The organism is Maritimibacter sp. UBA3975, from assembly GCF_002384975.1.
Lineage (GTDB): Bacteria > Pseudomonadota > Alphaproteobacteria > Rhodobacterales > Rhodobacteraceae > Maritimibacter.
Window position 1 is genome coordinate 66061 of record NZ_DGCP01000011.1, and the last position, 13237, is coordinate 79297.

General features: G+C 69.1%; 9 protein-coding genes. 5 read left to right on the top strand and 4 right to left on the bottom strand.

The genetic code is table 11. The annotated features are described in order from the left end of the window. Window positions 1-68: 68 nt before the first annotated feature. The gene (locus tag B2585_RS11050) at window positions 69-266 is read right to left on the bottom strand and encodes a Flp family type IVb pilin (RefSeq protein ID WP_292023008.1); all 198 of its coding nucleotides are present in this window, start codon (window positions 264-266) and stop codon (window positions 69-71) included. 358 nt (window positions 267-624) lie between these two features. On the opposite strand from B2585_RS11050, the gene B2585_RS11055 reads away from it, so the two are divergent. After that, window positions 625-1341, top strand: coding sequence for a helix-turn-helix transcriptional regulator (locus B2585_RS11055; RefSeq protein WP_292023012.1), 717 nt, complete (start codon window positions 625-627; stop codon window positions 1339-1341). 3 nt (window positions 1342-1344) lie between these two features. On the opposite strand, the gene xylB is transcribed toward B2585_RS11055, so the two are convergent. Further along, window positions 1345-2793 (bottom strand): xylulokinase, encoded by a 1449-nt coding sequence (gene xylB / locus B2585_RS11060; protein WP_292023013.1) that lies wholly within the window; start codon window positions 2791-2793, stop codon window positions 1345-1347. 202 nt (window positions 2794-2995) lie between these two features. Between xylB and B2585_RS11065 the strand changes: the two genes are divergently transcribed. Next, window positions 2996-3511 carry a MarR family winged helix-turn-helix transcriptional regulator gene (locus B2585_RS11065; RefSeq protein ID WP_292023014.1) on the top strand — a complete coding sequence of 172 codons (516 nt, stop codon included), beginning with the start codon at window positions 2996-2998 and terminating at the stop codon, window positions 3509-3511. Between the two features lie 3 nt (window positions 3512-3514). Here the strand turns inward: B2585_RS11065 and B2585_RS11070 are convergent, their stop codons facing one another. After that, complete coding sequence (locus B2585_RS11070) at window positions 3515-5254, bottom strand: alpha/beta hydrolase (protein WP_292023016.1); 1740 nt, start codon at window positions 5252-5254, stop codon at window positions 3515-3517. Window positions 5255-5409: 155 nt separating this feature from the next. On the opposite strand from B2585_RS11070, the gene B2585_RS11075 reads away from it, so the two are divergent. The 3 genes from B2585_RS11075 to B2585_RS11085 are packed head-to-tail and all read left to right on the top strand — an operon-like array spanning window position 5410 to window position 11981. Further along, entirely contained in the window at window positions 5410-7545 is a 2136-nt protein-coding gene (locus B2585_RS11075; protein WP_292023018.1) for a caspase family protein, read from the top strand. Window positions 7546-7564: 19 nt separating this feature from the next. After that, window positions 7565-8590, top strand: a complete 1026-nt coding sequence (locus tag B2585_RS11080) for a S1 family serine peptidase (RefSeq protein WP_292023020.1) — start codon at window positions 7565-7567, stop codon at window positions 8588-8590. Next, window positions 8577-11981, top strand: coding sequence for a CHAT domain-containing tetratricopeptide repeat protein (locus B2585_RS11085; protein ID WP_292023022.1), 3405 nt, complete (start codon window positions 8577-8579; stop codon window positions 11979-11981). Before B2585_RS11080 ends, B2585_RS11085 begins: the two co-directional genes overlap by 14 nt. Before the next feature lie 3 nt (window positions 11982-11984). Here B2585_RS11085 and B2585_RS11090 read toward each other — a convergent pair whose 3' ends face one another. Further along, window positions 11985-13220, bottom strand: a complete 1236-nt coding sequence (locus tag B2585_RS11090; protein WP_292023024.1) for a lytic murein transglycosylase — start codon at window positions 13218-13220, stop codon at window positions 11985-11987. Between the last annotated feature and the right edge of the window lie 17 nt (window positions 13221-13237).

Here is a 13237-nt window from a genome sequence, read left to right on the forward strand (position 1 = left end):
CGGGCGGAGTGAAACGGGCACGCGCCTTACGCCTGTTTCTGCTGTGCGGCGCGTGCCCCTCGGGCGGATCAGCTCGGGGCCGCAGGGGCGTCCGGCAGGGCCGAAGACGCGGCGCCCATCGATTCCGACACGTCGCCGGACAGGGTGAGGAACGCGCCTGCGCCGATGGTGATGGCGAGGGACAGCGCGATCCCGTATTCCACGAGAGTTGCGCCGCTTTCGTCTTTGCGGAAACGACCGAGGGTGGATTTGATGATGTTGAACATGACTGCTCCTGGTTACTGACGAAGCCACAGTGGCCCGCTTCAATGCTCAGAAAGGTGTCGGATTGCCCGGCGGCTTACATCATCCAAACGGATGAGAGATACAACTCTGGGTTGTTCTTGTCCGGCGTCCGGGGGTAGGAGAACCTGTCCTTTGCACTGTTTGGTCACAGAATTGCCGGGCCTCGGACACAATCAGCCCGGAACCGGGACGTTCCGCCCCAAAAATTCGCAATCTGCGACGTTGGCAGGCCCGCCAAAGGTTAACGGCCTCGTCAAAAATACCTCAAATATTCCCCAATCTGGATACACCTTCTTAGTTGAATGGCCCCGTTAAGTACCCAGTTCGGAAGGTTTCCCCATGGTCATGCCAGCCAACCACCGCCGGATCGCGGCGGCGTCCATCACCTCAGACCTCGGCTGTTTCGTGCGAGTCGGTCACATGGCGACCCTCACTTTGTCAGGACAGGCCGACTTCCGTTCGATGGCGGAGGCGATCGCGGTGGCGACCAAGGCGGACCGACTCGCGCTCGTCCGGCTCTATGACGATGCGCCGGAAGCCGAGATCATCGTGGACGTGGGCGGCGTCGACAGCCGCAAGTTGAACGCGCTGGTCGCGACGGCCGCCGAGGGCGAGGTCGGAGGGCTCAAGACCTATTCGGGCGAGTATTTCGAGAAGTTCACGGTCCTGCTCGGCAAGTCCGACGGTCACGCGGACATCCTCTTCATGGCCTGCGCGGACCCGGCTGTGACCGAGCTTCTCGCCTCCGAACTCGCCTTTCTATGGTCGCTGCGCAAGAAGGGGCTGGTGTCGCGGATGCTCGGCCATGTGTCCGACTATGACCCGCGTGCGGTGCTTCCGCTTCTGTCGCATGAGAATCACTTCGACCTGACGCGGGCCGAGGCGCGGGTGTGCCGGTCGTTGGCCGACGGGCTCAAGCCCGCCGAAATCGCGCGGCGGCTGGACTGTTCGATGCCCACCGTGCGCACCCATCTGCGCAACATCTATGCGAAGACAGGGCTGTCGGGCATGATGGACGTGGTTCACAAGCTGCACGCGGATACGGCGCTCGTCTGATCCCTACTGGATGGACCGGATCGCCGGATAGGCCGCGCGAAAGGCCTGATAGGCGCTTTCGTACACCTCGCGAAGGTCGTCCACGGGGTCGATCACCTCGCCCACGTCCGGCGCGGTCATGATCTCCTGCACATCGCGTCCGGTCGCGGCCATGCCGAGCCGGGCCGCGCCCAACGCCGCGCCGAACTCGCCGCCCGAGGGCAGCGCAAGCGGCACCCCCAGCACCGTCGCGATGAGGCGCAGCCAGTAGCGCGAGGCCGCGCCGCCGCCGATGGCCATGAGGCCGTCCATCTGGGCGCCGGTGGCCTTCAGCGCTTCAAAACTGTCGCGCAGGCCATAGGCCACGCCCTCCAGCACCGCGCGGGTCATGTCGTCGCGGGTCGTGGCAGCGGACAGGCCGGTGAAGGCCCCCCGGATGTCGGCGTCGTTGTGCGGTGTGCGCTCGCCAGAGAGATAGGGCAGGAACCGCACCGTGCCGGGGGCGGCGAGCGCATCGCCAAGATCGGCGGTCAGCCCGGCGGGCGTGGTGCCCGCGATGCCCGCGAGCCAGTTGAGGCTGTCGGTAGCCGAGAGCATCACCCCCATCTGATACCAGCGCCCCGGCACCGCGTGGCAGAAGGTATGGACCGCCGTTTCCGGCGCGGGGCGATAGCCGTCCCGCGCGGCGAGGAGGACGCCGGAGGTGCCCAACGAGACGAAGCCCTGCCCCTCGTTCAGCGCGCCGATCCCACAGGCCGCCGCCGCGTTGTCGCCCGCACCACCCGCGACCGTGACGGGCCCGGTAAGGCCCCAGGCTTCGAGCAACTCGGGTCGCAACACGCCTGCGCGGTCAGAACCCTCAACAAGGGCGGGCATCTGGTCGCGCCGCATGTGACCGGCGGCGAGCAGGTCGTCGGACCAGTCCCGCGCGCCGGTGTCGAGCCAGGCGGTGCCGGCCGCGTCGGACATATCCGTGACCGGCGTGCCGGTGAGGAAGAAGTTCAGGTAGGCCGCGGGAAGGAGCACCGTTTCGACCTGCGTGAACACCTCCGGCTCATGGTCGCGCACCCAGTCGAGCTTGGGGGCGGTGAAGCCGGGAAAGACGATGTTGCCCGACGCCGCGCGCACACCCGGCATCCCGTCCAGCCGGCGCGCCTCTTCCGCCGAGCGGGTGTCGTTCCACAGGATGCAGGGGCGCAGCACCGCGCCTTGCGCATCCAGCAGCGTCGCGCCGTGCATATGCCCCGCCACGCCGATGCCCGCGAGGTCGCGAAACGCCGGATGGTTCTGGGCCAGTTCCGCCACGGCCCCTTCGAGGGCGGCGATCCAGTCGGCCGGGTCCTGCTCGGACCAGCCGGGATGGGGATGGCTCACCTTGTAGTGCCGCTCCGTCGCCCCGATAGGTTGGCCTGCGTCGTCCACGAGCAGCGCCCTGAGCCCGGATGTGCCGAGGTCGATCCCAAGAAAAGTCATGCGTCACTCCACCTTGCGCAGGGCCGCGCGAGTCGGCGGCCCGTCCTGTTAGCGCTGACTGTCGCCCGCGCCCAAGTCAGGGTCAACGCCTCCGCATGTCGTCGCCGAAAGCTTCAGCTATATTGTGCATTGGTGGACCCACGTTCCGGCGCGGGGTATTGCGGACCGGTGAATTCGAGTGTGTTGCAGGACGTATCGCGCCATGACCCGAAGCCTTGCCATGACCCCTCCGATGCGCCCTTACATGGACGGCGGCTCGGATGCGGACGACACCGTGGTCCTCGAACGCATCCTGCCCTACCTGCTCAACCGCACGGCCTTTCAGCTCAACCAGCTGCTCAAGTCGGACCTCAAGCCCCACGGAATCTCGATCTCCAACTGGCGGGTGCTTGCGGTGCTCGCGGTCAACGGGTCCGTGACGATGAGCGACATCGCCTCTTACGCGATGATCGAGCAGCCGACGGCAAGCCGTATGGTGGACCGGCTGGTCGCGGACGGGCTTGTCGAGCGGCGCAAGGGCGACGCGGACCGGCGCGTGCGCTCGCTCGCGCTCACGGACCGGGGGCGGGAGAGCTATGCCGCCGTGCGCAACCTCGCCTTCGCGCATACCGCACGTGCGTTGGGGGGACTGAGCGAAGCCGAATGCGCCCTGCTGACCGATCTGCTCCTGCGCATCGAGGCGAACCTTGGCGCACCGCTCACGGATTTCGGGGGCTGAGGCTCACCGGCTCATGAGCCGCCGCACAACGGGAACGAGCGTGGCGCGCAGGGCCGGGTCAAGCACCGTGTCGGCCAGCACCTGTTGGGCGAGGTCGAGGCTCGTGATGCGCCCGCGCCTGATCTTCGTCAGAACCTCGACCAGCGCCTTGTCCGCGCAACTGTCGGCCGCATAGGTCCAGACCGGGACCGCCGCGCTGTCGGGCATACGGGGCGACAGGCCGCAGCGCCGCGCGGGCTCGGCGTTGCTGTAAAACAGCGTCACGAGGTCGGCGAGCGCGGAACTGTCCGACGCGTAGTAGGTATGCGCGAGCATGTCGTCGCCCAGCGCGGACATATCCACGCTGTCGAGGTCTTCGAGGGCGAGGAGGTCGTCGCCCCCCTGCCCCGCACGCGGCGCGCGACCGTGAAGCCGCCGCGACGTGGCCAGAGCGAAATCGCGGTCGGAGGCGTAAAGCGTAAGCCGTTCGGCCAGCGGGCGGATGGTCGGCAGCATGGCCGAGAACAGCCCCGCATCCACATCGGGCGCGGCGAAGATCACCTGATCGAAGGGCGGGGCATCACCCGGCCCGACATCACGGCGCAGCGCCATCAGCTCGAGCGCATCGGTGAGCGCGCGGTTGCCCATCGAATGCGCGACGAGGTGGATCGTCCCGGCCCCGGACCGCGCCACGATATCGTCGAGGAAATGGGTCAGCCGCCGGGCCGAGACCCTGACGGTCGCCGCATCTGCGACATAGGCAAAGGCCGATCCGCGAGAGGGCCAGGAATAGAGCACCGGAACGCCCGGGAACTTCATGTCATGGGCCATCTGCGCCGTGCGCCGCATCCCCTTCTCGAACGCCACGTTGAAGCCGTGGACGAAGACGAATATGTCGTCCGCCGCACGATCTTCGAGCCGGGTGCGCATCCCGTCCCAGAAATCCCCGTCGGTGACCGGCGTCACGCTTTGCAGAACGACATGCTTGGCCGGGTTCGGGCCGAACTGGAGCTTCCAGATCGTCGGGGACTCCACGATGGCGGTCTGGTGATCGTTGGGGATCGTCACCGTCGCGATGCCCAACTCCAGCGTACCGCGCTGGCCGGAATAGAATTCTGCCGGGATGGCCTCGTTCCCCCGCGCGCGGTCGGTGGCATAGAACACTTCGACCTCGTGATAGCCGCCGTCATCATCGACCGACCTGCTTGGGGCGGGCGTAGTCCGGGTGGCCTGCGCCGCCGCTGCGTATTCTTCCGCCAGCGCGGTATCGCCGGTCTCCCGCGCGAGGGCCGCGAGCCGGTCCTGCGTGTCCGCGATGGCATCGGCGCCGGCGCCCGCGTCGCGCTGTTCGCCGAGGATACGCTCCACCGCTGTGGCGGCCGAGGCGAGGTCGCCGGTGTCGCGAAACAGCGTGATGGCCGTTTCGTAAAGCGCGACCGGATCGCGCTCCAGCGTCTCGCGCTCCCGCGCCGCGAAATCGCCGAGCTGCGCATAGAGCAACGCGGCCTCGTCGCGGCGCCCGAGATCCTCGAGCACGTCCGCCTTGAGCATCTGAAGGTCGAAGATGAGCCGGGGATCGGCCAGTGACGCGTCGATCAGCGCCGCGTCGATCCGCTCGATGACCTCCTCCGGGGGCAGCGCCTCCGGGTCCGCGAGGGCGATCTGAAGACCGGCGAGCGCATCCGTGGTCTGGGCCGCGAGGCGCGTGGGGAGATGCAGGGAGACCGCCAGAACGAGGGCGAGGATCAGGCGGAAAACGGACATGGAATAACCTCTGGCGCAACTCCGGCCATGCTAGCTGGTCCGGGGCACCTGTAAAGCCATCCCGGTCGTTTTGGCTTTTCACGAAGCGGGCGTAAGCTGGGACATTGCGAATCGAATTGCTTTTTGAGGAAGGCCCAACAGGGGGGCGGGTGAAGGTGCTCGCGAGGATTACCCTATGCCTGGCTGTCTGGCTTGGCCCCGCCCTTGCGCGGGCCGAGGTTTCGGCGCTTCTTGTCGGCGTGGGGGACTATGCCGAGGGGTCGGGGATCGACGACCTGAAAGGACCGCCGAACGACGTCCGCCTTCTGGGCGAGGCGCTCGCGTCACGCGGCGTTCGCGACATCACGGTATTGGCGGACCACACGGAAGGCGCGGCGCGTCCGACGCGGGCAGCGATCCTTGCCGCGCTGAGCGAGCGGGCCGGACATGTCGGGCCGGGCGACCTCGTCTACGTTCATCTCTCCGGCCACGGCTCGCGCCAGAAAGACCTGAACGGTGACGAGACGGACGGGCAGGACGAGGTGTTTCTGCCCGCGGACGCCACGAACCGGGCGCGGGAAACCGGCCTGTTCGTAAACGCGATCACGGATGACGAGATCGGCGCGGCGCTGGATGCGATCCGGGCCACGGGCGCGGATGTCTGGCTGGTGATGGACAGCTGCAATTCCGGCACCGGGTTACGCGCGGGGTCGTCCGGACTTGTCGCGCGCTACGTCGATCCGCCGACGGGCATCGCGCCGCCGATGCGTGGCGAGGGGCGCGACGAAGCGGGCGGGGCCGGGTTGCCCGGCGGGATCGTCGCCTTTTACGCGGCGCAATCGACCGAACGGGCGCATGAGCTCGATTTCGGCGGTACCGGCGCGACGCAGGATTGGTACGGGCTCTTTTCCTCGCAGCTCGCCGCGCGTCTGGCCGACGGCGGCGACTGGACCTTTCGCCAGCTCTTTCAGGCCGTGCTCGCCGACATGAACGACCGCAGCATTCCCGGCGGTGCGCGGCTTCAGACGCCATTGTGGGAGGGCGACCTGATCGACCGGCCCCTCTTCGGCGCGGCGGACGGCGCATCCGCACGCCGTTTCCCGGTAGAGCGGGGGCGGATCGGCGCGGGACAGATCCACGGGATGCTCGACGGGACGCTCGTGGGCCTTTTGGCGGAAGCGAACGGCCCGGCGGGGGACTGGATCGGGCGGGCGCAGCTGTCAGACCTTGGCGCCCGCGATGCGCGGCTTACGGCGGTGAGCGCGGCGTGCAGGCCGGAGGCCGACGCGCCCTGCCCTGCCACCGGTCAGCTTCCTGCCGACGCGCGGTTCGCCGAGGTGATCGCCCGCCCCGTCGATCTTGCGGTCGTTTTCGCCCCGCCTGTGGAGATCGCGACGGGCGCGCCCCTCGCTGCCGATCATACTGCCCATGTCGCGCTGTTGCAGGCGCTCGACACCCCGGAGCTGTCGCTGCGTCTCGACGCAAAGGATTACGACGTCGCAGTCGGATGGGACGGCGCGTCGCTTTGGTTCGGGCCCCGTGTCGCGATCGAGGGCCAGCCCATCGGCCTGCGCTGGACACCGGGCGAGGCCCCGCTCGCACCGCTCATCGCGCGGATCGCGCGGGCCGAGACGATGGCCCATGCCTTCGGTGCCATTGCCGATGCCGGGTCCATCATGTTCAGAACGCCGGTGCCGGTCGCGGCGCGCGTGGCGCCGGTCGCGTCATCCGACCTCGCCCCGCTCGGCACAAATGTCGACCCGACCGAGGAATGCCTTGCGGCCGTCGCCCGACGCGCACCGGACGCAGCGCGCCCCCTGACGCCACGCGCCGAACTCAAGCAATGCGACACCCTGAGCGTGGCGGCACAGGGCACGATCGCGGGCGCGTATGACGTGAACCGCATCCATATCGACGCGCATTACTGCGTTCACGCGGATTACGCGCGGGTGGAGGACACCGCCGCCGCCGTCGCGCTCGGGCAGGATGTGTGGATCTGTTCGGACTGCGCGGGGAATTACAGCCCCGCAGGTTACAGCGCCGGGGAGGAACGCATGTTCATCGTCGTCGGCGAGGCGGCCGAGAACGCGGCGCCCCTGAACCTCACCGGTCTCGTCGAGACCTGCGACGGCGCGCCCCTGACGCGCGGGGCGCGGGCCGCGGCGGTGGACGACTTTCTGACGCGCCTCACGCGCACCCGCAGCCTGCGGGGCGGCACGGGCTTCGGCGGCGCACCCGACATCTGGGTCGAGGCCTTCGACTGGACAGTCGTGCCCAAGGCCATTGCGCTGGCAGGCGAGCAGCGAAATTGACAACACGGAGGACGAACCATTGAAACTGATCATTCCAGCAACACTCGCGGCGGCGCTGCTTGCCACGGCCGCACCCGCGCAGGACCTCGCCCAATCAGGCGCTGATCCGGCCGGAGAAACCGTGCGCGACTATGTCACCCGAATGCGCGCGATGGCCGAGCCGTCGGGCGACACCCGGATCGTGGGCGGCCAGCCCGCCGAGCCGGGGGCCTGGCCCGCCGCCGTTTCCCTTCACGATCCGGCAAAGCTCGACGACACGGCCGAAGGGGTGTTCCTTTCGCAATTCTGCGGCGGCACGATGATCACGCCGCAATGGGTCCTGACCGCTGCACATTGCGTCGTGGACGAGGACAACAACGCGCTCGCGCCCGAGGATCTTCTCGTGCGCACCAGTTCCCATGTCGTCTATCAGGGCGACCTGTGGGGGGTCGCGCGCGTCATCCCGCACGAGGCCTACGACCCGGACCTGTTCGACAATGACATCGCGCTGGTCCAGCTGGACCAGCCCATCAACGAACCGTCCGGGCCGGTCGGCACGGTGCCCCTTATTCCGCAGGGCGAGATGATCCCGAACGCGCCGGCGATGGTCATCGGCTGGGGCATGCTGGATGACGGCACTTTTCCCGAAGTGCTGATGGAGACGACAATCGACGTGGTCCCGAACGCCACCTGCAACGAGGGGATGGCGGAACAGGCGCGGCGCGAACTGGGCGGCTTCCTTCTGGGTGTGGGGGAGTCCAACGGCATCCCGATGGAGGTGCTCGAGGAGGCGTTCTCGATCCTGTCCACCAACATTAACCCGCGCCTGACCGAGAACATGGTCTGCGCTGGTGTCCCGTCTGGCAAACGCACGTCGTGTTCGGGGGATTCCGGGGGACCGCTCCTGATGCAGGCACCGGACGGCGACTGGGTTCAGGTCGGGATCGTCAGCTGGGGGCGTGAGCCGCTTTCGGCCGAGTCCCGTTGCGCGCATGAAGACCTGTATGCGGTCTACACGCGGCTGTCGTCGTATTTCGACTGGATCGCCGGGCATGTGGGGGGCTAGCAGCCGCGCCGCAGCCCTTGCACTGGCCCTGCTCCTCGCCCCGCCCGCCGGGGCGCAGGGGATCGACGCCCTGAACCAGCAGGCCATCGCGGCCTATCAGGCCGGGGATCTCGCCACGGCGCGGGCGCTGACCGAAGACGCCCTTGCGGTGGACATGGCGGCGGCGGCAGCCGAACCCGAGGCTTACTTGTGGGCCCTGAACAACCTGCTCGTCCTGATGGGCGCGGCGGGCGAGGATGCCGACACCATCCTCGCCACCACGACCCGCGCCGTGGACTTTGCGGCGACGGCGGGCCTTGAAGCGAGTGCGCCGGGGCTGGGCGTGGCGTTTTTCCACGCCTCTGCCCTCGACGCTGCCGGCCACCGGGCCGCCGCCATCGACGCGGTCCGACAGGCCATGACGATGGCGCGGGGCAAGGCGAACCACGGGCTCGCCGCCGCACGGGCGGTCGACCTGTCCTTCGCGCTGGAGGACTACGGGCGGATGGTCGGCTTCATGGAGGAAATGATCGCGGTCACCGGGGGCTATTCCGCGACCACGCTGATCGACACGCTTTTCGAGCGGCAGGAAGCGCTGGAAGAGGCCGGGAAGATCGAGGATGTCGCCCACCTCATCCGCGCGCGCATCCTGATCGCGCAGGTCGTCGTGCCCGCGGATCAGGCCGAGGTCTTCGCGCATACCGCACTGTTCCGGCTTTTCACGCTGAACTATTTCGCGGGGAACTTCGGGGCTGCGGCGGATGCGCTGGGGGAATGGGCCGGGACCGGAGAGGTGACAGAGGACGAGCGTGCGCAGCTTGCGGAGATCGCGGAAAACGTCCTGACCCTGTCGCAGCGCCGGACCTATGGTGCGGAGTCGCAGGTCGCGCTTGGCTATGCGCAGATGGCCGTAGCGCTGGCTCGTGTCGTCTATCCGCCCAACGACGCCCGGGTCGCGCAGGCGTTGCGGGAGCGGGCGGCGGCGGAAGCGGCTTTGGGACAGTATGCCCGGGCCGCCGCGACATTGCAGGAGGCGCTGGCCATCGCGGAGGCGGGCAAGGCGCGCGCGGGCGACCGGGCGTTCCTGCTCTCGGACCTGGCCGCGAATGCGTGGCAGCGCGGGGATCTTGGCCTGTCGGATGCGCTTTATGTGCGCGCGGATGCGTTGATGCCCGCCGGGGAATGGGCCGTGCTTAGCCCCGTCGACCGCATGATCGAGGCAACGAACCGGGCGAAACTCGCGGTGGCGCGCGAGGATGTTGCGACGGCGCGCGCGCATATCGACACCGGGCGCGCGGCGTTGGCGGACGCGCGGGAGGCGGGTCTCGCCCCCGGCGACCGGCCCACCGCAGCCCGGCTGGACGAGGTCGCCGCGCAGCTTGCCCGGATCACCGGCGACGCCCCGTTCGAGGCGGCCTATCGCTGGGCCGCGTCCGTCCGTGAGAACTACCCCGAGGACCACGCCGACCGCGCGCTCGCGCTCTACAACGTGGCAGACCACCTCTATGCGCTCGGCGACCGGGCCGCCGCCCGCGACCTGCTGGACGAGGCCGGGGTGACGGCGGCGGCAACCCTGCCCCCCACCGCGCCGCTCATCGCGAGTATCGCCCGCACACGCGGGATCGACGCGCTGTTGGCAGGCGACCGGGACACTGCCCTCGCCGGACTGGGCGCGGCGGTGGAGATTCACAAGGCGCCGGAGAACCGCGACGCGCTGGCCGACAATGGCTTCGACTTCCAGTTCTACGCATGGCTCCTGCTCGACGCGCCTGCACCGGCGCGCGCCGACGTGGATGCGGCGCTGCGGGCGATCCAGTGGACGCAGGTTAACCGCGCGGCCGAGGCCGTGACGTCGATGGCCGCGCGGCTCGTGCAGGAGGACCCGGCGCTCGCGGTGCTTCTCAAGACCCGGCAGGACGCGCAGGAAGACATCTCGCGCCTCCGTTCCGCCATCGCGCAGGCCTATGCGACCGATGCGGACCTGAGCGGATTGCGGGCGCGGGAGGCGCGGGCCACCGCTGCCCTGGCTGATGCGGACGCGGCGCTGGCCGAATCGGACCTGTCGCTCACCGGGGCGGGCGGGATCGACGCGCTGGGACTGGACGAGATACAGGCGCGGCTTGCGCCCGGCGAGGTTTTCGTGACCTTCAGCCTCCCCGGCCTGTCGCCGGAACGGCTGCCCGGCCTGGACGGCTCCTCCAACCGTGCCATCGCCATCACCGCCGACAGCGTGACGGTCGGACCGGTGCGCGAAGTACGCCGCGCCACGCTGGTCGAGCGGGTGGCCGCGCTGCGGTGTGAAATGGCGGTGAGCGATCCGGGCTGCGGCGCGGCGTTTTCCGGCCCGCTCTTTCGCGGCTCGATGCTGCCACCCACCGCAACGCCGCAGGAGCCGGTCTTTGACTGGGCCGTCGCGCATGACCTCTACACCGACCTTTTCGGCGGGATCGCGGCCGCGCTCGACGGGGCGGACACCGTCATCATCGCGCCGCCGGGTGATCTGCTGAACCTGCCCTTCGCCGCGCTCGTCACGGCACCCGGCCCCCATGACCTTGCCAGCGCACCGTGGTTCATCCGCGACCACGCGGTGTCGGTGCTGCCGTCGATCCCCGCCTTCCGGACGTTGCGGGCGGGCGCGGACGGGCATGTCGGCACCACCTTCCTCGGGGTCGGAGATCCGCTCGTCGGAAACACGGGCGCAATCGCCTGCGCGGCGATCCAGGTCGCGGCGCTGCGCGGGGCGGCGGGCGATGGAGATACGGTCCTTGGGCCGCTGCGCGAGGGCATCCGCCTTGCCGCCCCCGCCGAGTTGCGCAAGCTCGACCGTCTCGCCGACACGGCCTGCGAGGTGGAGGCGATGCGCGCGGCCATCGGGCGCGGCGACATACTCCTGCGCGGCGAGGCCACCGAGCGGGCGATCAAGGCGCGGGATGCGGCGGGCACGCTGTCAGGATACGACGTGATCACCTTTGCCACCCACGGGCTGATCGCGGGCGAGCGGGGCGCGGTGGCCCCCGGTCTGGTCCTGACGCCACCGGAGACGGCCAGCCTCGAGGATGACGGGTTGCTGACCCCGGCAGAGATCGCGCGGCTCACGCTGTCCGCGCGGCTCGTGGTCCTGTCGGCCTGCAATACGGCGGCGGGCGAGACGCCGGGTCAGGCGGGGCTGTCGGGGCTTGCCGGGAGTTTCTTTCACGCCGGCGCGCGCGCCCTTCTCGTGACCCACTGGTCGGTCTATTCGACAGCGTCGGCGCGCATATCGTCGGGCCTTGTCGGGCGGCTCGCGGCACGCCCGGACCTGTCGAACGCCGCCGCACTGCGCGAAACGGTACTCGAGGTGATTGAGGGCGCGACGGTCCCGCTTGAACGTCATCCGAGCTACTGGGCCGCGTTCGCGATCATCGGGGCCTGAGGGTCAGCGGGCGAGCGTGTCCGTCATGTCCGCCTCGGGAAAACAGGTCGGGTTGCGGCCTGTCGCCTCTTGCCAGCGCCCGATCGAACGGCGGGTCTTGTAGCCGGGAAGCCCGTCCACGCCGCCCACGTCATGCCCCTGCGCCACCAGCGCGCGCTGCATGTCGGCGATGTCGGAGCGCAAGAGCCCGCCGACCTCGCCCCACGGCGCCGAAAAGTCGCCCATACCGTAGCGTATGCGGTCGCCCACATGCCCCACGAACAGCGCGTAGAGGTCGCTCGTGTTGTAGTCCTTCAGGACATAGAAATTCGGTGTCACGATGAATGCCGGGCCTTTTCGGCCTGCGGGCATCATCAGGTAGCCTTCGCCTGCCCGCTCATGCTCGGGAAAGGGCCGTCCGCTGACCCGCGTAATTCCCATGTCCGCCCATGCGGCGATGGTGCGGCCCTGATCGGGGCCTTCGAGCGTGCAGCTCACGCTGTCGGGGACGCGCACCTCGAACCCCCAGTCGCGCCCGGCCACCCAGCCGTGGCGGGCGAGGTAGGCGGCGATGGAGGCGATGGTGTCGGCTTCGGAGGTCCAGATGTCGGGGTCGCCGTCCCCGTCGCCGTCGGTCGCGTAGTCGAGAAAGCTGGTCGGCATGAACTGCGGCTGGCCCAGTGCCCCCGCCCAACTGCTTTTCATGCTGCGGGGCGCCCGGTGGCCCGCTTCGGCGATTTCGAGCGCCGCCAGAAGCTCTTGCGTGAAATAGGCCGCGCGGGTGCTCATGAAACCCTTGGTGCCCAGCACCTCGAAGGCGTCATAACGGATCGGCACCCGGCCATATCCGCTCTCACGCCCCCAGACGCCGAGCACGATGCGCCCCGGAACGCCGGTCGCGGCTTCGGCGGCCGCAAGCGCTTCGGCATGGCGGGCGGCCATCACCCGCCCTACCGAGGTCGCGCCATCCAGCCCGTTGCGGTTGAAGTATTTTCCGGGCGACCCGAACTCCGCCTGGCGTTGCGCCTCGGGCGTTTCGGGCGTGGTGCCGGGCGGGACGAGGTCGGGCAGATCCCAGTTGAGGGTCACGCCGTCGAAGGCCGCATCGAACGTCGGCCTCGACACGCCGCGCGACGCGGCTTCGGGCCAGATCGTGGACCCGAGCCATGCGCGGAACTGTCGTTCCACCGCGTCGCGATCCTGTGCGCCGGCGGCGGTGGCGATGAGGCAGAGCGCGGCGATGAGGCGTATGAGGGTCATGGCGCCACCATACATGG

Coding starts and splice junctions, on each gene's coding strand:
- B2585_RS11050 (WP_292023008.1), bottom strand. CDS start 266: ATGTTCAACATCATCAAATCCACCCTCGGTCGTTTCCGCAAAGACGAA.
- B2585_RS11055 (WP_292023012.1), top strand. CDS start 625: ATGGTCATGCCAGCCAACCACCGCCGGATCGCGGCGGCGTCCATCACC.
- xylB (WP_292023013.1), bottom strand. CDS start 2,793: ATGACTTTTCTTGGGATCGACCTCGGCACATCCGGGCTCAGGGCGCTG.
- B2585_RS11065 (WP_292023014.1), top strand. CDS start 2,996: ATGACCCGAAGCCTTGCCATGACCCCTCCGATGCGCCCTTACATGGAC.
- B2585_RS11070 (WP_292023016.1), bottom strand. CDS start 5,254: ATGTCCGTTTTCCGCCTGATCCTCGCCCTCGTTCTGGCGGTCTCCCTG.
- B2585_RS11085 (WP_292023022.1), top strand. CDS start 8,577: ATGTGGGGGGCTAGCAGCCGCGCCGCAGCCCTTGCACTGGCCCTGCTC.
- B2585_RS11090 (WP_292023024.1), bottom strand. CDS start 13,220: ATGACCCTCATACGCCTCATCGCCGCGCTCTGCCTCATCGCCACCGCC.